Source organism: Citrobacter sp. wls711, from assembly GCF_005281055.1.
Taxonomy (GTDB): Bacteria; Pseudomonadota; Gammaproteobacteria; order Enterobacterales; family Enterobacteriaceae; genus Citrobacter; species Citrobacter gillenii.
Genome location: NZ_SZXC01000021.1, coordinates 16,683 through 35,765, shown reverse-complemented (window position 1 = coordinate 35,765; position 19,083 = coordinate 16,683). Strand labels below are relative to the sequence as shown.

Genomic DNA, 19,083 nt, shown 5'->3' with positions numbered 1-19,083 from the left:
GATTATCAATCTCAGGGACATGACCACTTAGTATGCAGGATCACGATTTCTTCACCTGGCGACGGAGCATGCTGTTACGCTTTCAGGAAATGGCGACGGCAGATGACGTCTATACCGAATTACAACATCAGACACAGCATCTGGAGTTCGATTTTTACGCTCTTTGTGTTCGTCACCCCGTGCCGTTTACCCGACCTAAGACGGCGCTTCATACAACTTACCCCAAAGCGTGGGTGGCACATTATCAGTCCGAAAATTATCTCGCGATTGACCCCGTGCTTAAACCAGAAAACTTCAAACAGGGCCATCTTCCCTGGGACGATACCTTATTTCGCGATGCACAACCGCTTTGGGATGCGGCGCGTAATCACGGTTTACGCAAGGGGATGACGCAATGCTTAATGCTGCCGAACCGGGCGCAGGGTTTTCTTTCTGTCTCGTGTGCGAGCGTGCGTAATGGCCGCTTTGCGCAGGATGAAGTGGAACTCAGAATGCAATTGCTGGTAAGGGAGAGTCTCTCCGTCCTGACGCGACTGGAAGATGATATGGTCATGGCGCCAGAGATGCGGTTTAGTAAGCGGGAGAAAGAAATACTGAAATGGACCGCAGAGGGAAAAACGTCGGCAGAAATAGCGATGATCCTGTCGATTTCTGAAAATACCGTGAACTTCCATCAGAAGAATATGCAGAAGAAGTTTAACGCACCAAACAAAACGCAGATTGCCTGCTATGCTGCAGCGACCGGGCTTATCTGAATAAGTTGTCGTTCTGAGTGTCAGACGCAAAACCGGCTGATTGCAATGCTATCAGCCGGTTTCTTATTACTGGCGGTAGGCCTGTTTAATCTGTTTAACAGTGTTGGAAAATACCGCCGCCTGGGATTGATCTTCAATCTGCGCGATCTGTTTTTCCATCTTAAGAATCACGCGGCCTGCATCGGCTTGTCCCATTGCCTGCAGCATCAGCGTTAACATGGCTTTCAGGCAGGTGACTTCGTTAGCCAGTTCTTGATTATTCTCAGCAGTGGAAAAATCAGGCGTACTCATTTATTTTCCTCGTTATGTCTCTATGAAAAAGTGCGATGGCAAATGTTAAGGCGGCGGAGTATACCATAAGCGCGGCTAAAAATATCAGTGGCTGTTTTTCGCACAAACATTAACCGCGACATTAAAATAAACAAGATGTTGCAGTGCATATATTTTCTCCATTCTTTGTATATTTCGAGTTTTTTACTCGTTAATTATTGTTACAACTTTGCCCGCCTATTTAGCATTCAACTGAAGAATATGATTTTTTTGTCACCATTTTGAAACAGCGATTCGTATATAACCCCGGCAGAACGCCGTCAGCAGTGAATGTTTCCACGCGGCGTACAATCTAATTTCCAAAAACGAGAGCAAAATCGGAAGACGGATGTTTTTTACATTTCAAAGTTGAGATAAAACCCGTTAACATAGGACCGATTAACTATCGGTAGCGTTATCCCTATTCTGGAGATATTCCTTTGATCAACGTTTTTCTTGTTGATGACCATGAACTGGTGCGCGCAGGGATACGACGCATTCTTGAAGATATAAAAGGCATTAAAGTTGTCGGCGAAGCGTGCTGCGGCGAAGATGCTGTGAAATGGTGTCGCTCAAATTCCGCCGACGTCGTGCTGATGGACATGAATATGCCCGGTATTGGTGGGCTTGAAGCAACACGTAAAATTGCGCGTTCTACGGCTGACATAAAAGTGATCATGTTGACCGTTCATACTGAAAACCCATTGCCCGCAAAAGTCATGCAGGCCGGGGCCGCAGGTTATCTGAGCAAGGGCGCTGCACCTCAGGAAGTGGTTAGCGCCATTCGCTCCGTTTATTCCGGACAGCGCTATATTGCTTCTGATATCGCTCAACAGATGGCGCTCAGCCAAATTGAGCCGGAGAAAACGGAAACACCGTTTGCCAGTTTGTCTGAACGCGAATTGCAGATTATGCTGATGATCACCAAAGGCCAGAAGGTCAATGAGATCTCGGAGCAGCTGAATCTCAGTCCGAAAACGGTGAACAGCTATCGCTATCGAATGTTCAGTAAATTAAACATTCACGGCGACGTAGAACTGACTCACCTGGCAATTCGCCATGGCCTGTGTAATGCGGAGACGTTAACAAGCCAGTGACCGAACAGTTTGATGCCAAAGCGTTCCTGAAAACCGTCACCAGCCAGCCCGGCGTTTATCGTATGTACGATGCCGCCGGGACGGTTATCTATGTCGGTAAAGCGAAGGATCTGAAAAAGCGGCTTTCCAGCTACTTCCGCAGCAACCTCGCGTCGCGTAAAACAGAAGCGCTGGTGGCGCTTATTCAGCAGATTGATGTGACGGTGACGCATACTGAAACCGAAGCGTTGTTGCTTGAGCATAACTACATCAAGCTGTACCAGCCGCGCTACAACGTGCTGTTACGCGATGATAAGTCTTACCCCTTTATCTTTCTTAGCGGTGATACCCACCCGCGCCTGGCGATGCATCGTGGGGCGAAGCATGCCAAAGGCGAATACTTCGGTCCATTCCCTAACGGCTATGCCGTGCGTGAAACGTTGGCACTGTTGCAGAAAATTTTCCCAATTCGTCAGTGCGAAAACAGTGTCTACCGCAACCGCTCGCGCCCTTGTCTGCAATATCAGATTGGCCGCTGTCTCGGTCCCTGCGTCGCCGGTCTGGTGAGCGAAGACGAGTACGCGCAGCAGGTTGACTACGTCCGCTTGTTCTTGTCCGGCAAAGATGATCAGGTGTTAACGCAATTGATCGCCCGGATGGAAAAGGCCAGTCAGAATCTGGAATTTGAAGAGGCCGCGCGTATTCGTGACCAAATTCAGGCCGTCCGCCGTGTCACCGAAAAACAGTTTGTTTCCAACACCGGAGATGACCTTGACGTTATCGGCGTGGCGTTTGATGCCGGGATGGCCTGCGTGCATGTTTTGTTTATCCGTCAGGGAAAAGTGCTGGGTAGCCGCAGCTATTTTCCTAAAGTACCGGGGGGAACGGAACTGGGCGAAGTGGTCGAGACCTTTGTCGGACAGTTTTATTTACAGGGCAGCCAGATGCGCACCTTGCCCGGCGAGATCCTGCTCGATTTTAATCTGAGCGATAAAACGCTGCTGGCCGATTCGTTGTCTGAGCTCGCTGGGCGGCGGATTAACGTCCAGACGAAGCCGCGTGGCGATCGCGCGCGCTACCTGAAGCTGGCGCGTACCAATGCTGCAACGGCGCTGACCACCAAACTGTCTCAGCAGTCCACCATTACACAACGTTTGACGGCGCTGGCATCGGTGCTGAAGCTACCGGCGGTTAAACGTATGGAGTGCTTTGACATCAGCCATACCATGGGCGAGCAGACGGTAGCCTCCTGCGTGGTTTTCGATGCTAATGGACCACTACGTGCTGAATACCGCCGCTATAATATTACCGGCATTACCCCCGGTGATGATTATGCAGCGATGAATCAGGTGCTGCGCCGCCGTTATGGCAAGGCGATTGAAGCAAGTAAGATCCCGGACGTTATTCTGATCGACGGTGGCAAAGGTCAACTGGGGCAGGCGAAAGCGGTATTTGCTGAACTGGATGTGCCCTGGGATAAAAGCCATCCGCTCCTGCTTGGCGTGGCAAAAGGGGCGGATCGTAAAGCTGGCCTGGAAACGTTGTTTTTTGAACCGGAAGGTGAGGGGTTCAGCTTGCCGCCAGATTCGCCTGCGCTGCACGTGATTCAACATATTCGCGATGAATCACACGATCACGCTATCAGCGGACACCGTAAAAAACGGGCGAAGGTGAAAAGCACCAGTACCCTGGAAACCATTGAGGGCGTTGGACCAAAACGTCGCCAGATGCTGCTAAAGTACATGGGCGGTTTGCAAGGGCTTCGTAACGCAAGTGTCGAAGAAATTGCAAAAGTGCCGGGTATTTCGCAAGGTCTGGCAGAAAAGATCTTCTACTCGTTGAAACATTAGGCCCTCTGTAGCAACATAGGGGTAATTTCACTGACAACAGATAGTTATCCGTCATATGCAATTTAATATCCCTACATTGCTCACGCTGTTTCGCGTCATTCTGATCCCATTCTTTGTATTGGCGTTTTATCTGCCATTTACCTGGGCTCCCTTTGTTAGTGCGCTGATCTTCTGTATCGCGGCGGTTACCGACTGGTTTGACGGATTTCTGGCACGCCGCTGGAACCAAAGCACGCGTTTTGGCGCCTTCCTCGATCCGGTCGCCGATAAAGTGCTGGTGGCTATCGCCATGGTGCTGGTGGCGGAGCACTACCACAGCTGGTGGGTAACATTACCTGCTGCGACGATGATCGCCCGTGAAATTATCATTTCAGCACTGCGCGAATGGATGGCCGAGCTGGGGAAACGCAACAGCGTAGCCGTGTCATGGATCGGTAAAGTCAAAACCGCCTCACAAATGGCGGCACTGGCGTGGTTGCTGTGGCGGCCAAATATCTGGGTTGAATACGCCGGGATCGCGCTTTTCTTCGTTGCGGCGATACTGACATTGTGGTCAATGTTCCAGTATTTGAGAGCTGCACGTGGAGATTTGCTTGATCAGTGATCGTTTCGACGCAAATTTCAGCAAACGATCGAAAGTGGTGAAAAATATCGTTGACTCAGTGCGTCAGGTAAGTAGAATGCAACGCATCGAACGGCAGCACAGATTGCCAGACGATAGTAAAATCAAGTGATTAACAAAGTCACTTGGTGATGCGGGAATAGCTCAGTTGGTAGAGCACGACCTTGCCAAGGTCGGGGTCGCGAGTTCGAGTCTCGTTTCCCGCTCCAAATTTAAAACATCGGCAATATGCGGGTGTTGGCTGAAAAGCCTGAAGATTTCGGCGCGTTAGCAAAGCGGTTATGTAGCGGATTGCAAATCCGTCTAGTCCGGTTCGACTCCGGAACGCGCCTCCAATTTCTTCCCGAGCCCGGATGGTGAAATCGGTAGACACAAGGGATTTAAAATCCCTCGGCTGTAAGGCTGTGTGGGTTCAAGTCCCACTCCGGGCACCATGGGAAAGAAAAGAATAATCAAAGCAATAAGCAGTGTCGTGAAACCACCTACGGGTGGTTTTTTTGTTTTTGTACTTCAGGTTCACCAATGTTTCGCCATAAAAAGAGGGCATTACTGCCTCACCGCAAATGTAACAACAAAATGCTCTTTTGCTTTCAGAACGAGAAAAGTGAATTGGAAATCAAAGTCGGGAAATTTGCCGCCACCACACTGTATGTAAAGATATGGCAGCGGTTGACTGGCGAATGTTTGAAGTGTGAGTCTTGAATGACTGCCACTCGCGGCGGGTTGTACTTACCCAGTATGATGAATCAGAGATGTTTAATCTGACACCAGCCAGAACTCAGCCTCTTCAAACATTTCCTGAACGGTTCGGCTTATCTGTTCTTTCTCGTGCTTACTGGCATCTGTGTTGATCCCCGGTAGTGTCATCATCGGTTTAACTCGAACATCCGCATCCGGGAAGAGTCGGTGAACCCTCTTACTCAACTCACCTAAAATAATCTCCTTTGCACCCGGTAAACCCTCAAAATTTCTTTTGTCATAAACGAGTTCCACAAACATTGCACACTGCCTTTCTGGTGGATGAATATACAGTATTTATACTGTGTTTTTATCCACTATTCAAGAGGGCGTTAACGTGGGCGTCCCTTCAGTTGCGACTGATATGTGCAATGGTCGCTGAAGTCCGGATTGAGCGATGACGGGCTCACCCGAATCCATACCTGACCAACCTGAAGAACGGCAATGTGTGATGACCGCTCCGTGAAAGAGTACGAGAAAGACCGTTTTCAATATTGCTCAATAAGGTAAATATCCTTATATTTGATTGAGTTGTATTGTTTTAACCCCTGATTCTACTGACATCGAGCAACGCTTGATTCATTAAAATATTCTGAGTAAACGGTATGAAGAAACCAAGCGACCATAAAAATGATCGCCTTCCGAAGCCAAGAACGAACTTTTCTGATCCCGATGTGAGAAAACGTGTCGTTGAAGGGTTGAATGATTCTGCAGCAAACGATTTTATTGCCCTTATTAATTGGCTGAGAATGGGTAAAAACGTAGGCGAGGCCATCCCTTTGGCGAAATGTCACAGCCTTCGTAATACGATTTCCAGGCTTGAAGCCCTAAAATGTGGTGTAAAAACCGATTGGAAAGACGTGCTCAAACTGATGGAGCGTACAATACAAAATAGCCACCAAGTTAAAGATATTGCGTCTGACCCATCACAAATTGCCACTGGAATTATCAAAAATATGCATGAGATAAGCCAGAGTATAGCGTCAGGGAGCGCAACGCCTGAAATGCTGGCAAGGCTTCATAAAATGCATCAGATCACCTCCAGTCTGAAAGGAAGTGAAGATCTGACAAACAGTATTAACATGCTAATAGAAAGCACGCAGGATGCTTTGCGTGGCTATACGAGTCAAAAAGCAAAACCTAAGGTCAGGAAACCCATTAAGCAAAATTATGCCCAACGTGAAGATATGATACTCCGCAGCGAGTGTGAGCCTTTAATTGGCTTGAATGACATTTTCATGATAGCAAATCGCCTTATTTCTATGTCAACTCGATTGGGTTGCTCTCCTGTGACCTTGGCAAAACGAGTAGATGCTTTGAAAGGTGTCATTAACCCTGAAATTATGCCCGAATTGCTCGATCTCCTTCAGCAGGATGTCGAGCTGATGGCCCAGACTGTTCCGCTCCAGGTCAAAGATGATAATAGCCGTAGTGATGGTGGAAAACTTGTTGGATTGACGGGGATAGTCGAAGGCGGATCTTCTATAGGTGTTGAAGCTCAGCGAATAATCACAGCAGAGCTTAAAAGGCTTCCCCCGCTGACCAATGCTCAGCGAATATCTTTTGACACAGCGCGTGCAAGCTTGGCCTTAGAATGTGACACATTCAAGGTTATTGAAGAGATCAGGCGTATTGCCGCTTGCTTTAAATGGAGGCCGCTGGCTGTTGCTGCCTATGTTGCACACAAATCTCTTGGAATCAGGGCTGATATTGCTGGAGACGTGATTACCTTACTAGCGCAAGATGAGGCACTTTTAGAAAGTGCTAAATGCCCGTACTCATCCGGCCAACCTCAATCCAGTTGAGGTAGCGCTTGTGACATGCTTTACGTTCTCCGTTTTGTATCAGTTAAACCTCGCCTTGGTGTTCGACTTGTGTGGATTCAAGTCCCATTCCAATTGAATAATTAAATCAATAAGCCGTGTCGTGAAACCACCTACGGGTGGTTTTGTTGTGCCTGTAATTTGTTGACCCGCATCGGCATCGTTTCTAAGGGCAAGGTTTCAATAGGCATCTACCTGCGAATCGGTGCACCCATCATAAATCCTCCGTGGGCCGGGTTATTACTGAACCCATCTCGGGCGGGATTGTAACTCTGGTTCTGAAGACGGTTAAACATAATGGGATCGCCAATGCCATCCTGAATCGCAAAAGACCGATGGATTTTGTTGTGGGACCTGAGCGTGAAACCGAAATCCTCCGTTCCTCCAATGATGATGACGCTGTTGCCGGTAGACAGCGCCGCACTTAATTCACGCTCTCTTGCGGCCTGGTCCTGTAAGGTGCTGGCAATAGCACAGAATGACGTCATCAACAGTACGGTGAAGGCGAAGTATGAACGTACCCGTGACCGTTTCATGATGAATACCTGATAAAAATGTGGCTATTCAAGTATAGCGTTTGGCAGCGTTGGTACCCGACGTAGGCATGATTAATTTTACCGCTGTGTCTGTGAAAATAATGATTATCCAGCCAGTCAGCACCGCTGAATTCCCCCCTATAATGAAAGCAGGTAACAGGTGATAGCTCCTGTTTGCAGACCCTACTGATGCAGGAGACGATCATGAGAGGCTTACTCTCTTTGACGATGATGTCTGCAACGTTACTCGTTTTTAGCGCGATAGCGTATCCAGTAGCAGTGAGCGTTGCTGTGGCGTCTGTGCCGTCGCAAGACCCCATCAGTCGCTATCAACAAAGGTTTGATCAAATACAATCCTATCAGGTTGTTATGCGTTCCTCGTCCACGACAGAGGCGAGCAAAATTATTCGCTATAGCTATAAAAAACCCGGCTATGTACGAATGGACTTCACCCAACCGCATGCAGGTGCGGTACTGACCTATAACCCCGGCAGTGGGAAGGTGACGTTGTGGCCATTTGGGCTGGGAACGTTGCCTGTTTTGACGCTGTCGCCCACTAATTCACTGATTCAGGATGAGCGCGGTCATCGTGTGGACCGGTCTGACATCGGCGTTTTGCTGGGGAATATTCGCCGTCTGCAGCGTGAGGGAACCACCACCACCCTTGGCGTGGAGAATCTATCCGGGCGCTCGGTCACCTATGTCTCGGTGGTGGGGGCGAAGGCAATGGTTGTTGATGGTGTTCATCGCTATGACCTTTGGTTAGATAACTATTATGGGCTGCCTGCCAAAGTGGTGAGCTACACGCTGGAGGGAAAACTGCTGGAAACGGTGCTGATGGACTCACTGATCGTTAACGTCCGTTTTCCTGCCAATTTCTTCACGCCTTGAAGGAGCCAGCGCAATGGCCGAATATCAGTTTTCTACCGTCTGGCGGGTTGAGGCGTCACTCCAGGAGGTCTGGGAGGTGTTCTCGCATCCGGACCAGTGGCCAGAGTGGTGGGTAAATCTGGAGCGAGTCACCGAAATTAAGAAAGGTGATGGGCTGGGTATCGGCGCGTTGCACCGTTATACCTGGAAAGGGGCGCTGCCGTATCGTTTAACCTTTGATATTAATGTACTGAATATTCAGCCGTGTTCTCTGCTTGAAGGAGAAGCCTGCGGTGAGGTTGAAGGTCGTGGGGTATGGTCTTTTGTCGAATTAGGTAAGGAGACTCTCGTCAGATACGACTGGAACATTCGCACCACGCTTCGCTGGATGAACTATCTTGCCCCGCTGGCCGCCCCCGTATTTCGCTGGAATCACGATACGGTTATGCGCGAGGGCGCCAGAGGACTGGCCCGCAAATTAGGCGCTCCTGTGTATATGTTTTAATGTAATGGCGAGTCAGGTAAGGGACTCGCATATTTTATGCATTCTTTGCCTTTTTTCTTATTGCGCCTGTACTCTTGTGGTCGAAAGTGGCTTAATCGGTTCTCTTTTCATTCACAGTTAACAGGTCTGTTATTGATGAATAATCCCCATCGACTCGCCTTTTTACGTCAGCGTCTGTCTGCTGTGATGATCGCCTACGCTCGCCGTGGCTCAACTCTCATAATATGGACAGACAGCAATGCAACGTCGCCAGTTTCTTAAAAATAGCGTACTCCTTTCTGCCGCCGGATTCGTCGGCCCTTCGATAGTTAGCCAGACAGTACAAGCCGCAGAGCCGTTAGCAGCGCCGGTGGCGCGTCGACGTTTTGTGTTATCACAAACCTATCAACTCAATCCACCTCAGGGATCGCGTGGCGTGGTGAAGTTGTGGATACCGCTGCCGGTAGACACCGCGTTTCAGCAGATGACAAACCTTGTCTTTACCGGCAATTATAAGCAGGCGTACATCACCACTAATAACACCTACGGCGCCAAAACGCTGTTTGCCAGTTGGCCCGATTCGCAGGGTGAGTTGCTGATAAAGGTCGATATTGAGATTGAAACGACCGACTGGGAACCGCTGAAACATGACGCGCTAAAAACCTGGCAAGCGCCGGCGCAGATTATTTACCCGCTGGATGTCAAACCGTATCTGCTGCCGACAGCGCATACGCCCATCGATGGCCTGGTTCAGGAAACCGCGCGTAAAATTACCGGGACGGAGCAGGATCCACTGAAAAAAGCACGCCTGATTTATGAGTGGGTGAGTCGCTATATGGAGCGTGATAATGACGTGATTGGCTGCGGGACAGGCGATGTCGCAGAGATCCTGAAAAGCGGCAAGCTTAAGGGAAAATGTACCGACATGAGTTCCGTTTTTGTGGCCCTGGCTCGGGCTAGCGGCATTCCTGCGCGAGAACTGTTTGGCATCCGCCTGGGGAAAGCCGTTAAGCTGGAACGCTATTCGAAAAGCGCGTTTGGCAAAGCCGACAGCGCAGGGATTGCCGATGTTAGTGGTGGACAGCACTGTCGTGCTGAGTTCTATCTGGCCGGTTACGGCTGGTTGCCGTGCGACCCGGCAGACGTGACCAAAATGCGTCTGGCAGAGAAAAAAGCCCATCAGGATGCCGATGTCCAGGCCGTCAACGCTTACCTGTTTGGTAACTGGGAAATGAACTGGGTGGGTTTCAACTACGGACGCGATTTTGAACTGTATCCGGCAACCGAGCAGGGTGCGATGAACAACTTTGGTTACCCTTATGCTGAAGTGGACGGCGATCCGATCAATTTCTATGACCCTAAAGCGTTCTCTTACCGCTATGTTGCAACAGAACAACGCTAAGGGGGCGGGATTACCGCCGGTCTGTGCTGTGTCGGGCCGCTGTTATATCTGCTGTTTGGTATTTCCGCGGCGGGCTTTGCGGTATTCACCCAGGCTGAATTTTTACGTATCCCCCTGATGGTGCTGACGTTAGGGTTATTATTACGGGTCTTCTGGCGACTCTATTTTTCTAAACGGCTGTGGTGTACCGGGCGGTTAACCTTGACGCAGATGCGCGTTCTATACTGGTTCGCCGTGGCGCTGATTTTGCCGGTGTTATTCTACCCCACGCTGGTGGCCTGGTTTTATGAGGTGTTTGAATGAAAAAAGTAATGCTGCTGGGATGGTTATTACTGCCGTTATGGGTACAGGCCGCCAATCAAAAAGTGGTGCTGGATATCCAAAATATGACCTGCTCGCTGTGCGTTATTTCGGTGAACCAGGCGCTGCGCGAAACCGACGGCGTGATCAAAGCCAAATCTTCGCTTAAGACTCGACAGGCCGAAGCCATCGTGCCCCACGGTTTTTCTACTGATACGCTGCTGAACGCAGTGGCGAAAACCGGATACACGGCCACGCTAAACCGTATTGAGCAACAGTAAGCCGTTTATGCCTATTGGTATCAGTTATTCTGCCAGCCATGTAAGATACTCACAGGCAGGAATTATTGACTAAGGAAAAGCGTTATGAAAACGGGACCGTTAAACGAGAGCGAGCTGGAATGGCTGGATGATGTACTGACCAAGTACAATACCGATAAGGCGATTCTGGATGTCTCAGAGCTGGACGGCTTGCTGACGGCAGTGCTCAGTTCACCTTTTGAAATTGAGCCAGAGCAGTGGCTGGTCGCGATATGGGGCGGCGCGCAGTATGTCCCTCGCTGGTCATCCGAAAAAGAAATGGCGCGTTTTATGAACCTGGCGTTTCAGCACATGGCGGATACCGCCGATCGTCTGGATGAATTCCCGGAGCAGTTTGAACCGTTGTTTGGCCTGCGCGAAATTGAAGGCCATGAGCTGACGATTGTGGAAGAGTGGTGCTTTGGCTATATGCGCGGTGTGGCGTTGTCTGACTGGTCCACATTACCGGATTCGTTAAAACCCGCGCTTGAGGCGATTGCGCTGCACGGGACGGAAGAAAACTTCGAGGTGGTGGAAAAACTGACCCCAGAGGCGTTTGAAGAGAGCGTTGAGGCTATCCGTCTGGCGGCGTTGGATCTACACGCGTACTGGATGGCGCACCCGCAGGAAGCCCCGGCGAAGGTACCGGTTAAAGTCGATGCCAAGGTAGGACGTAACGATCCGTGCCCGTGCGGCAGCGGTAAAAAATATAAGCAGTGCTGTCTGCACTAAGACAATGGGGGCATTAAGCCCCCTTTTTTTTAACCCACTTCTGGCAGCAGTCCTGCCGCAATTGAAAACTGCACCGCTATCACCACAATACCGCAAATAAACACCAGTGCCAGTGCCGGAGCGCCGCCGGCAACGCGATACGTCGCCTGAGGATTGTGTTTTCTGCTCTGCCAGACCAGCATCGACGGGATCAGCAGCGCCAGCACCGCGAGGGCCACACCTGCGTATCCCAGTGCCATGACAAACCCGCGCGGGTAGAAGAGGGCGAAGGCCAACGGCGGCAGGAATGTCACTACGCCGGTCTGCAGTCTTCCGGCTGTAGTATTACGGCGCTGGAAGAGGTCAGCCAGATAATCGAATAAGCCCAGCGCCACACCCAGGAAGGAGGTCGCCAGTGCGAGGTCGGCAAACAGATGCACTGCCAGCTCAACGTGCGGTGAGGCCACCACTTCACGTAACGCCTGTAATAAACCGTTTAAGCCCGCATGATCGGCGAGCAGCCCCATAAAGGTTGATGAGTTGATACTGCCGAGTGTGGCCAACTGCCAGAAAATATAGGCGACCAGCGGGATGGCGCTACCGGTAATAAACACCCAGCGTAATTTACGGATATTGCCGTTCATATAGCTGACAATGCTGGGAACGCTGCCGTGAAAACCGAATGAAGTGAAGATAACCGGAATGGCAGAAAGCGCCAGACCCTGCTGCAGCGGTAGCGTGAGGAGATTGACTTTATGGACGTGCGGCATCAGCAACGCCAGCATAATGACCAGAAAAATAATTTTGGCGCTGAACAGCAGGCGGTTGAACAGATCAACCAATGAAGTGCCTACACAGACCACCCCCCCGGCAACAAAGGTGAACAGTAATACGCCCATCGTTGGGGATATGCTGGTGCCGGTCCAGTCACTGATGCTCGAGGCCAAAAGTTCACCCGCACCGCTGATGTACGCCGCTGTGAGCGCATACATCAAAAACATCATGCTAAAGCCGGTGATCCACTGTCCGTAGCGACCGAGATAGCGTTTTGCCAGCGTGCCGAGTCCGGTGTCTGCCGGGACATGCTGATACACTTCGAGCAGCAACAGCGCGGTGTAGCACATCAGTGCCCATAGCCCAACTAACAACACCAGCGTGACGCTAAATCCCACGCCCGCCGCAGCCAATGGCATCGCCAGCATACCGGCGCCAATCGTGGTTCCCGCCACGATAAAAACACTACCCAGAGTTCTATTCTTCACGCTTTCCTCTGTCCCAGAGATAGTCAACAGTTGTATCTGCGGCGCAGAGTAAGGCATAACGCTATTTTCGTCAAATGACCGTTACAATACGTGTATAATTATATTTACACTTGGTGAGTGGTTAAGATGTATTCCAGATGACATTTTTCTGCGTTAGCGCAAAGCAGCATAAAGCCGTTCACATTAGGCTATGGGCTTTATTGAGGAGAATGTATGGAATCTATTCACGGCCACGAAGTACTCAACATGATGATTGAGTCTGGCGAACAGTATTCAAATGCCAGCCTTGAAGCGGCGATTACAGCACGTTTTGGCGAGCAGGCACGTTTTCATACCTGTTCTGCTGAGGGCATGACGGCGGCTGAGCTGGTGGCGTTCTTAGCGGCGAAGGGGAAGTTTATTGCCAGAGACGACGGCTTCTCTACGCACGAAAGTAAGATCTGCCGCCATTAATATTCCTGGCTAACGGTAGTATAGCGCCACCGTTAGCCAACAGAATTAATTCTGGGTATCAAGCGTGGCCAGTTCTCTGTCGATGAAATAAAGACCTTCACCGCTTTTGCCTGCCAGCGTTAATTTATCAATAACCGATTTAAATAATTTCTCTTCTTCGTGCTGCTCGGCAACATACCATTGCAGGAAATTAAAGGTCGGATAATCCTGATGGGTCATTGCCGCATGCGCCAGTTCATTAATTTTCTGGGTGATCAGCTGTTCGTGTTCATAGGTAACGCGGAACAGTTCATCCAGTGACGCGTATTCAGCAAACGGTGATGGCACGGTATTAATGCACGGCAAGCTGCCGGTGTCGGTCAGGTAGTCAAACAGACGCTGCATATGCGTCATCTCTTCCTGCGCATGGCGACGCAGGAACGCGGCGGCGCCTTCAAAGCTGTGATAGCTGCACCACGCACTCATCTGTTGGTAAAGCAGAGATGAATATAATTCAAGATTCATTTGCTCATTCAGTTGGTCGATCATTTCTGTTTTCAGCATGGTTCTGCTCCACGAACGGTAATTATATATTGATGTGGCATCACTATAATTTGTTATTTATTTATTTGCAAAAGGTAAAATAATAATTTTAATTATTAAAAATGCGAATGGGAATAAAACGCATTAACGATATTAGATCGTAAAAATAAACCCGGCGTAATAAAAGACCAGCAGCAATATGCTGGTCTGCATATTAGTAATTAAAAGAGGGGGATTGTGGGACGGCGACGCCGTGGCACTGCCAGGCGAGCGTGATGGTGGTATTCATGCACAAGGAACCGGCATAAACGCTGCAGGTGGCAACCGGTTGGCCAAACGCCACCGCGCTGGCGTATCCCATCCGCTGACATTCCTTTGTCGCCGTACCCTGGGCAACATAATCGTCGGTACGAGCCGTCTGCAGCATGGCCTGGTTGTAAGTCAAGCGCACTACACCGGTGATAGGGCTGGCTTCGCTGACCTGTGCCTGTTTAGTGATACTGCATCCCGTCAGCACGAGCGGCAATAGGGTTAGGATTAGGGTCTTCATGATATCGCTCTGAAAGTTCGGTGATAGGCTATCCTTGCATACACTGCGGCCTGACAATGGCCTGAATAACTTAACGATCACCTGCAAGTAATCACAACGGCGTCTTCGGCATGAGGCAAATCGGTTGTTTCAAAGGAAAAATGTGAGCACATTATTACTTTTTAAAACTAAATTTCATTAAATTTGAAAGTGAGTTTGCAAAATAGTAATGTGGCCTGAATGTTATGACTCATGGCGGAACCCCCGCGGCGTATTCAGGAGAAGACACAATGAAAATTGCATTGATGATGGAAAACAGCCAGGCAAGCAAAAACGCGATCATTCATAACGAGCTTAAAGCCGTTGCTGATGAGAAAGGTTTCCCGGTGTTTAACGTTGGGATGAGCGATGAAAATGACCATCATCTGACCTATATTCATCTTGGCATTATGGCCAGCATTCTGCTCAATTCTAAAGCTGTCGATTTTGTCGTCACCGGTTGCGGTACGGGTCAGGGCGCCATGATGTCGCTGAATATCCATCCGGGCGTCGTGTGCGGCTATTGCCTCGACCCGGCAGATGCGTTCCTGTTCGCACAAATCAACAACGGTAATGCGCTCTCCCTGGCGTTTGCGAAAGGTTTCGGTTGGGGCGCAGAGCTGAACGTACGCTATATGTTCGAAAAAGCCTTCACGGGACGTAACGGCGAGGGTTATCCGCCGGAGCGTAAAGAGCCACAGGTGCGTAACGCCGGTATTCTGAATCAGGTTAAAGCGGCGATCGTCAAAGAAAACTATCTTGATACTCTGCGCGCTATCGATCCTGAATTGGTGAAAACGGCTGTATCCGGCCCGCGTTTCCAGCAGTGCTTCTTTGAAAACTGCCAGGACAAAGCGATTGAAGCGTTTGTCCGTGAAATCATTGGCTAAATGCTGTTGGCCCGGCGGCGTACGCTGTCCGGGCTTATCGGTTCTTGTTTGACACCGCACAGCCTGCGTCGCGAGTGAGCCGCAACGTATCCACCATGCCGATCAGGCAAATAATAGCAATTACCACAAAGGCCAGACGGAAGCTAATGCCGGGCACATGGCTCAGCGCCAGCCACTTGCTGACTTCATCACCCATTCTGATGCCAATTGCCGCCAGCGAAATCCCTAACCCTACCGCTAATTGCGTGGCCGTGCTGAACAGCGTATTGGCGTAGCTCATCTGCGAGGCGGGAACATCAGCGAAGGCCAGCGTGCTGACACCGGTAAACTGGATCGAGCGGAACACGCCGCCCAGATACAGCACCAGTAAAATCACCCACACTGGCGTTTGCGGGGTAATCAACGCGCAGGCCATTAGCGCCAGTACGTTCAGCGCACCGTTAATCAACAGCAGCTTTTTAAAGCCCAGCCAGCGAATCAACGGCGTGGTCGCAGGTTTGATCGTCAGATTGCCGACAAACACCGCCAGCACTAATGAGCCGGCATGAAAGGCGTTCATGCCAAAGCCGACCTGAAACATCAACGGCAGCAAAAAGGGTACCGCACTGATAGACGCACGAAACAGCGACCCGCCGTACATTGTGACGCGAAATGTCGGGACCTGTAGGGCATCGAGACGAATCATCGGCCAGGCAGCATGGCGAAAATGGCGCAAAGCGAACAAAAAGGTGACGACCCCAAGCATAAGTAGGCCAGCAGTTGGCCAGCCTTGAGGCTGTTGTGCGCCCAATAACTCCATGGCATACACCAGACTAACCATGGCAACCGAGGTGGCAATAAAGCCGGGGATGTCGAAGGGGCGGCGTTCATCATCATGGATATCGGGGATGAAGCGTAACGCCAGGGCTATCGCCAGTAATCCCAACGGGACATTAATAAAGAAGATCCAGCGCCAGTTGGCATAGCTGGTGATAAACCCGCCGAGCGGGGGACCGATGATAGGGGCGACTAATGCCGGCCAGGTCAGGGTGGCAATGGCAGTGATTAACTGGTGTTTTGGCGTGGTGCGCAGCACCGCGAGGCGACCAACCGGCACCATCAGTGCACCGCCCACTCCCTGTAGGATACGCATCGCTACAAAGCTTTCGAGGCTGGTGGATAATCCGCACAACACTGAGGCGAGGGTAAAGATGGCCAGCGCCAGACTAAACACCTTACGCGCGCCGAAGCGATCGGCAATCCAGCCGCTGGCAGGGATCAGAACCGCCAGGGTGATCAGATAAGCGCTGATGCCAATGTTGAGATCGACCGCCTCAACGCCAAAGCTTTTTGCCATATCGGGTAGGGCGGTGGCGATGACCGTGCCATCGATAAACTCCATAAAAAAAGCCCCGGCAACGAGCAAGGCCGCCGGGGAGAGGCCACGTTTATTCTCAACCGCTACATCGTTACTCATGTTGTGCTTGCCATCTCAAATGAAATTCACGGGATTTTTTTATTTTCAGTGCAGCTGTACTCTCCGCACAGCTATCGTTTCGCACGCTGAATGGCTACTATGACAACCTTTCTATAAGGAGCTCATTATGTCCCAAACACTGAATGCCGATCAGGAACTGCTCTCGGACGTTGTTGCCTGCCAGCTGGTTATTAAGCAAATTCTGGATGTTATTGATGTCATTGCCCCGGTCGAAGTGCGGGAAAAAATGTCCAGCCAGCTGAAAAGCATCGATTTTTCCAGTCATCCCGCAGGTGGCGATCCGGTTACGATGCGGGCTATTCAAAAAGCCGTTGCGTTGATCGAACTGAAGTTCACGCCGCAAAGTGAGTCTCACTAAAATAAACCGTTGTTTCAGGTTTTAGAAAGGTTTTTTTGCGCCTCTTGGATACAGAGGCGCAGACAGGGTAGTGCCGAGTATCAGTGATACTGGTGGTTAACGACGTTTAGCAGATGCTTATCCGTTTGCGCCATGCACAGTCCGGCGCGTTTGGCGCTACGAACCTCATCAAGAATCGTTTGCAACAGCACACCATCCTGCTGCTGCTCTTTTTCCAGATCGTGAAGAAAATCAACGGTTGGCGCATCGTTTAATGCTTCCGCTTCATTTGTTAAGCGTGACAGTGTGTTGGCGCGTTGTTGATATTCATCCAGCGTTTTTTGAAATAAGTCTTCAAGAGACGTCAACTCATCGTCTGGCACGTCGATGGCTTTGACAATGGGGTTGGCACCCGCGCTTTTCATAAAATTAAACACGCGCATCATTTGCGTGACGTTGCTCTGTGCCTGCGTACGCAGAAACGTTGCGGTGCCGGTCAGACTGTGCTCGTAGCACCATTCACTGAGGTGAAGGTAGAGGTTTGATGCATAAAACTCAAGATTCATTTGGGTGTTGAGTTTGTGAACAATTCCAACTGCAGCCATATCAATATCCTTATTTCCAGAATGGAAAATGTACGTTACTCACGTCAGTACAACGGGCTGCCGTTGCACTTTACATCTACGTACACGTAATACTGTTAGCAGAATAAATCCGTTCTGCCGGTCCTTTATATCATCACTGAGGCAATTCTATGCCGATCGAAAATAAGCATAGCGCCTACTCACACATAAGAAAATCCTTAAATGTTCGTATTTATTTTTTTTTACATATTGTTATAAGAATATTCTTGCTCTTAATATTTTGATGTATAGCGGGAGTGAATGTAACAAACTGATTTTAAAGTTATTAAATTTAAATAAAGATAATGAAATGGCGTTTCATATCACAAAATTAAATTTTCCGACAAGGTATCCTCGGTGCGAGTTCTCAATATTCGACGTTTTTTTGCGCCTGATCAATTTTACTGAATTGCATTAATCAAATGACATTAATAATTCGACATTTATGGTTTGATTGATGTGGATAAATCGAGGAATTAAGTATGAAAAAGGTCGCGGTGCTGCTGGCACCCGGATTTGAAGAGGCTGAAGCCATTGTCACCATCGATATTCTTCGCCGTCTGCATATTGACGTTGAGACGCTGGCCTGCGCCGAGTCCCGTGCGGTAGTGAGCTATCACGATATTCCGATGGTCACTGACAGCACCCTGGCTGCCCGCCTGGAGACGATGTATGACGCCGTCGTGTTACCCGGTGGGCCGCAGGGCAGCGTGAATCTTGCCGCCAGCGATGCGGTTGTCCAGTTTATTGCGCGTCATGATGCCGCCGGAAAACTGATTTGTCCGGTGTGCTCGGCCGCCGCCCGGGTTCTGGGAGGTAACGGCCTGCTGAAGGACCGTCGCTACGTGTGCTCAGGGGATTTGTGGCAAAATGTCACGGAAGGTGAATACATCGACGCGCCGGTAGTCGAAGATGGCAATCTAATCAGCGGCAAAGGCTTAGGTCATATTTTTGATTTTGCTTTTGCCGTTTCTGCTCGTCTGCTGGAAGATGATGCCCCTGTTCGCGACCATGCCGAACATATTTATTACCCCTGGTAATCATTGCGTTCCCGAATGTGTGCATTCGGGAACAAGGATTCACTGACTGACGTTATGGATTAATCTGCTGCGTCTCATTTTCCCCACCAAAAAAACCGCGTTTTTTTATGTCATTTCCCACTGAATTTATGTACGC

Annotated in this window: 23 protein-coding genes, 3 tRNA genes and 1 pseudogene; 19 read left to right on the top strand and 8 right to left on the bottom strand. The window is 49.9% G+C overall.

The window, feature by feature from the left end; all coding sequences use genetic code 11:
* Positions 1-32: 32 nt before the first annotated feature.
* Entirely contained in the window at positions 33-755 is a 723-nt protein-coding gene (sdiA, locus tag FDW98_RS07360) for a transcriptional regulator SdiA (RefSeq protein ID WP_096757492.1), read from the top strand.
* Positions 756-821: 66 nt separating this feature from the next.
* Here the strand turns inward: sdiA and FDW98_RS07355 are convergent, their stop codons facing one another.
* Both FDW98_RS07355 and FDW98_RS23805 read right to left on the bottom strand, forming a co-directional pair.
* Positions 822-1,046 carry a DUF2594 family protein gene (locus FDW98_RS07355; RefSeq protein WP_096757491.1) on the bottom strand — a complete coding sequence of 75 codons (225 nt, stop codon included), beginning with the start codon at positions 1,044-1,046 and terminating at the stop codon, positions 822-824.
* A pseudogene (locus FDW98_RS23805) lies at positions 1,033-1,146 on the bottom strand (hypothetical protein); the annotation flags it as partial. The gene FDW98_RS07355 and the pseudogene FDW98_RS23805, both read right to left, overlap by 14 nt.
* A gap of 358 nt (positions 1,147-1,504) precedes the next feature.
* Between FDW98_RS23805 and uvrY the strand changes: the two are divergent.
* The 6 genes from uvrY to FDW98_RS07325 all read left to right on the top strand — a co-directional run bounded on the left by uvrY (position 1,505) and on the right by FDW98_RS07325 (position 5,046).
* Positions 1,505-2,161, top strand: a complete 657-nt coding sequence (gene uvrY, locus FDW98_RS07350) for a UvrY/SirA/GacA family response regulator transcription factor (RefSeq protein WP_096757490.1) — start codon at positions 1,505-1,507, stop codon at positions 2,159-2,161.
* Positions 2,158-3,990, top strand: a complete 1,833-nt coding sequence (gene uvrC / locus FDW98_RS07345; protein WP_096757489.1) for an excinuclease ABC subunit UvrC — start codon at positions 2,158-2,160, stop codon at positions 3,988-3,990. Before uvrY ends, uvrC begins: the two co-directional genes overlap by 4 nt.
* A 55-nt stretch (positions 3,991-4,045) precedes the next feature.
* Positions 4,046-4,594, top strand: a complete 549-nt coding sequence (pgsA, locus tag FDW98_RS07340) for a CDP-diacylglycerol--glycerol-3-phosphate 3-phosphatidyltransferase (protein WP_096757488.1) — start codon at positions 4,046-4,048, stop codon at positions 4,592-4,594.
* Positions 4,595-4,745: 151 nt separating this feature from the next.
* Positions 4,746-4,821: transfer RNA gene (locus FDW98_RS07335), tRNA-Gly, on the top strand.
* Between the two features lie 52 nt (positions 4,822-4,873).
* Positions 4,874-4,947: transfer RNA gene (locus FDW98_RS07330), tRNA-Cys, on the top strand.
* Positions 4,948-4,959: 12 nt separating this feature from the next.
* A tRNA-Leu gene (locus FDW98_RS07325) sits at positions 4,960-5,046 on the top strand.
* Between the two features lie 322 nt (positions 5,047-5,368).
* Here the strand turns inward: FDW98_RS07325 and FDW98_RS07320 are convergent.
* Positions 5,369-5,611, bottom strand: coding sequence for a DinI family protein (locus FDW98_RS07320; RefSeq protein ID WP_096757486.1), 243 nt, complete (start codon positions 5,609-5,611; stop codon positions 5,369-5,371).
* A 344-nt stretch (positions 5,612-5,955) separates the two neighbouring features.
* On the opposite strand from FDW98_RS07320, the gene FDW98_RS07315 reads away from it, so the two are divergent.
* The 8 genes from FDW98_RS07315 (at position 5,956) to FDW98_RS07280 (ending at position 11,796) form a co-directional block, all read left to right on the top strand.
* Entirely contained in the window at positions 5,956-7,155 is a 1,200-nt protein-coding gene (locus FDW98_RS07315; RefSeq protein WP_096757485.1) for a hypothetical protein, read from the top strand.
* Between the two features lie 378 nt (positions 7,156-7,533).
* Positions 7,534-7,722, top strand: coding sequence for a hypothetical protein (locus FDW98_RS23370; protein WP_161959001.1), 189 nt, complete (start codon positions 7,534-7,536; stop codon positions 7,720-7,722).
* Positions 7,723-7,913: 191 nt separating this feature from the next.
* The gene (locus FDW98_RS07305) at positions 7,914-8,600 is read left to right on the top strand and encodes a DUF1571 domain-containing protein (RefSeq protein ID WP_249935696.1); all 687 of its coding nucleotides are present in this window, start codon (positions 7,914-7,916) and stop codon (positions 8,598-8,600) included.
* A 13-nt stretch (positions 8,601-8,613) separates the two neighbouring features.
* Positions 8,614-9,084: an SRPBCC family protein gene (locus FDW98_RS07300; protein WP_096757483.1), complete on the top strand. Its 471-nt coding sequence runs from the start codon at positions 8,614-8,616 to the stop codon at positions 9,082-9,084.
* Between the two features lie 238 nt (positions 9,085-9,322).
* A complete protein-coding gene (locus FDW98_RS07295) occupies positions 9,323-10,465 on the top strand; it encodes a transglutaminase-like domain-containing protein (protein ID WP_096757482.1) in 1,143 nt (380 codons plus the stop codon).
* Between the two features lie 117 nt (positions 10,466-10,582).
* The gene (locus FDW98_RS23605) at positions 10,583-10,768 is read left to right on the top strand and encodes a transport protein (RefSeq protein ID WP_249354895.1); all 186 of its coding nucleotides are present in this window, start codon (positions 10,583-10,585) and stop codon (positions 10,766-10,768) included.
* The gene (locus tag FDW98_RS07285; protein ID WP_096757480.1) at positions 10,765-11,046 is read left to right on the top strand and encodes a heavy-metal-associated domain-containing protein; all 282 of its coding nucleotides are present in this window, start codon (positions 10,765-10,767) and stop codon (positions 11,044-11,046) included. The genes FDW98_RS23605 and FDW98_RS07285 overlap by 4 nt, the downstream gene beginning before the upstream one ends.
* An 84-nt stretch (positions 11,047-11,130) precedes the next feature.
* Positions 11,131-11,796 (top strand): YecA family protein, encoded by a 666-nt coding sequence (locus FDW98_RS07280; protein ID WP_096757479.1) that lies wholly within the window; start codon positions 11,131-11,133, stop codon positions 11,794-11,796.
* Between the two features lie 29 nt (positions 11,797-11,825).
* Here the strand turns inward: FDW98_RS07280 and tyrP are convergent, their stop codons facing one another.
* Positions 11,826-13,037, bottom strand: a complete 1,212-nt coding sequence (gene tyrP, locus FDW98_RS07275) for a tyrosine transporter TyrP (protein ID WP_096759430.1) — start codon at positions 13,035-13,037, stop codon at positions 11,826-11,828.
* A 213-nt stretch (positions 13,038-13,250) separates the two neighbouring features.
* Between tyrP and FDW98_RS07270 the strand changes: the two genes are divergently transcribed.
* Entirely contained in the window at positions 13,251-13,490 is a 240-nt protein-coding gene (locus tag FDW98_RS07270) for a YecH family metal-binding protein (RefSeq protein WP_096757478.1), read from the top strand.
* A gap of 45 nt (positions 13,491-13,535) precedes the next feature.
* Here the strand turns inward: FDW98_RS07270 and ftnA are convergent, their stop codons facing one another.
* A complete protein-coding gene (ftnA, locus tag FDW98_RS07265) occupies positions 13,536-14,033 on the bottom strand; it encodes a non-heme ferritin (protein WP_096757477.1) in 498 nt (165 codons plus the stop codon).
* A gap of 193 nt (positions 14,034-14,226) precedes the next feature.
* The gene (locus FDW98_RS07260; RefSeq protein WP_096757476.1) at positions 14,227-14,562 is read right to left on the bottom strand and encodes a YecR-like lipofamily protein; all 336 of its coding nucleotides are present in this window, start codon (positions 14,560-14,562) and stop codon (positions 14,227-14,229) included.
* A gap of 269 nt (positions 14,563-14,831) precedes the next feature.
* On the opposite strand from FDW98_RS07260, the gene FDW98_RS07255 reads away from it, so the two are divergent.
* A complete protein-coding gene (locus FDW98_RS07255; protein WP_096757475.1) occupies positions 14,832-15,470 on the top strand; it encodes an RpiB/LacA/LacB family sugar-phosphate isomerase in 639 nt (212 codons plus the stop codon).
* 34 nt (positions 15,471-15,504) lie between these two features.
* Here the strand turns inward: FDW98_RS07255 and FDW98_RS07250 are convergent, their stop codons facing one another.
* Positions 15,505-16,926: an MFS transporter gene (locus FDW98_RS07250; protein WP_096757474.1), complete on the bottom strand. Its 1,422-nt coding sequence runs from the start codon at positions 16,924-16,926 to the stop codon at positions 15,505-15,507.
* Between the two features lie 127 nt (positions 16,927-17,053).
* Here FDW98_RS07250 and FDW98_RS07245 point away from each other — a divergent pair, with 127 nt between their 5' ends.
* Positions 17,054-17,305 carry a DUF2766 family protein gene (locus FDW98_RS07245; RefSeq protein WP_096757473.1) on the top strand — a complete coding sequence of 84 codons (252 nt, stop codon included), beginning with the start codon at positions 17,054-17,056 and terminating at the stop codon, positions 17,303-17,305.
* A gap of 80 nt (positions 17,306-17,385) precedes the next feature.
* Here the strand turns inward: FDW98_RS07245 and FDW98_RS07240 are convergent, their stop codons facing one another.
* Positions 17,386-17,889 carry a non-heme ferritin-like protein gene (locus FDW98_RS07240; RefSeq protein WP_096757472.1) on the bottom strand — a complete coding sequence of 168 codons (504 nt, stop codon included), beginning with the start codon at positions 17,887-17,889 and terminating at the stop codon, positions 17,386-17,388.
* 500 nt (positions 17,890-18,389) lie between these two features.
* On the opposite strand from FDW98_RS07240, the gene FDW98_RS07235 reads away from it, so the two are divergent.
* On the top strand, positions 18,390-18,947 hold the full coding sequence (locus tag FDW98_RS07235; protein ID WP_096757471.1) for a DJ-1/PfpI family protein: 558 nt from the start codon (positions 18,390-18,392) through the stop codon (positions 18,945-18,947).
* Positions 18,948-19,083 lie beyond the last annotated feature (136 nt).

What these genes read in the sequence shown, in the direction of transcription:
- sdiA (WP_096757492.1), top strand. Translation starts at nt 33, where the DNA reads ATGCAGGATCACGATTTCTTCACCTGGCGACGGAGCATGCTGTTACGC.
- FDW98_RS07355 (WP_096757491.1), bottom strand. Translation starts at nt 1,046, where the DNA reads ATGAGTACGCCTGATTTTTCCACTGCTGAGAATAATCAAGAACTGGCT.
- pgsA (WP_096757488.1), top strand. Translation starts at nt 4,046, where the DNA reads ATGCAATTTAATATCCCTACATTGCTCACGCTGTTTCGCGTCATTCTG.
- FDW98_RS07320 (WP_096757486.1), bottom strand. Translation starts at nt 5,611, where the DNA reads ATGTTTGTGGAACTCGTTTATGACAAAAGAAATTTTGAGGGTTTACCG.
- FDW98_RS07315 (WP_096757485.1), top strand. Translation starts at nt 5,956, where the DNA reads ATGAAGAAACCAAGCGACCATAAAAATGATCGCCTTCCGAAGCCAAGA.
- FDW98_RS07305 (WP_249935696.1), top strand. Translation starts at nt 7,914, where the DNA reads ATGAGAGGCTTACTCTCTTTGACGATGATGTCTGCAACGTTACTCGTT.
- FDW98_RS07300 (WP_096757483.1), top strand. Translation starts at nt 8,614, where the DNA reads ATGGCCGAATATCAGTTTTCTACCGTCTGGCGGGTTGAGGCGTCACTC.
- FDW98_RS07295 (WP_096757482.1), top strand. Translation starts at nt 9,323, where the DNA reads ATGCAACGTCGCCAGTTTCTTAAAAATAGCGTACTCCTTTCTGCCGCC.
- FDW98_RS23605 (WP_249354895.1), top strand. Translation starts at nt 10,583, where the DNA reads ATGGTGCTGACGTTAGGGTTATTATTACGGGTCTTCTGGCGACTCTAT.
- FDW98_RS07285 (WP_096757480.1), top strand. Translation starts at nt 10,765, where the DNA reads ATGAAAAAAGTAATGCTGCTGGGATGGTTATTACTGCCGTTATGGGTA.
- FDW98_RS07280 (WP_096757479.1), top strand. Translation starts at nt 11,131, where the DNA reads ATGAAAACGGGACCGTTAAACGAGAGCGAGCTGGAATGGCTGGATGAT.
- FDW98_RS07270 (WP_096757478.1), top strand. Translation starts at nt 13,251, where the DNA reads ATGGAATCTATTCACGGCCACGAAGTACTCAACATGATGATTGAGTCT.
- ftnA (WP_096757477.1), bottom strand. Translation starts at nt 14,033, where the DNA reads ATGCTGAAAACAGAAATGATCGACCAACTGAATGAGCAAATGAATCTT.
- FDW98_RS07260 (WP_096757476.1), bottom strand. Translation starts at nt 14,562, where the DNA reads ATGAAGACCCTAATCCTAACCCTATTGCCGCTCGTGCTGACGGGATGC.
- FDW98_RS07255 (WP_096757475.1), top strand. Translation starts at nt 14,832, where the DNA reads ATGAAAATTGCATTGATGATGGAAAACAGCCAGGCAAGCAAAAACGCG.
- FDW98_RS07250 (WP_096757474.1), bottom strand. Translation starts at nt 16,926, where the DNA reads ATGAGTAACGATGTAGCGGTTGAGAATAAACGTGGCCTCTCCCCGGCG.
- FDW98_RS07245 (WP_096757473.1), top strand. Translation starts at nt 17,054, where the DNA reads ATGTCCCAAACACTGAATGCCGATCAGGAACTGCTCTCGGACGTTGTT.
- FDW98_RS07240 (WP_096757472.1), bottom strand. Translation starts at nt 17,889, where the DNA reads ATGGCTGCAGTTGGAATTGTTCACAAACTCAACACCCAAATGAATCTT.
- FDW98_RS07235 (WP_096757471.1), top strand. Translation starts at nt 18,390, where the DNA reads ATGAAAAAGGTCGCGGTGCTGCTGGCACCCGGATTTGAAGAGGCTGAA.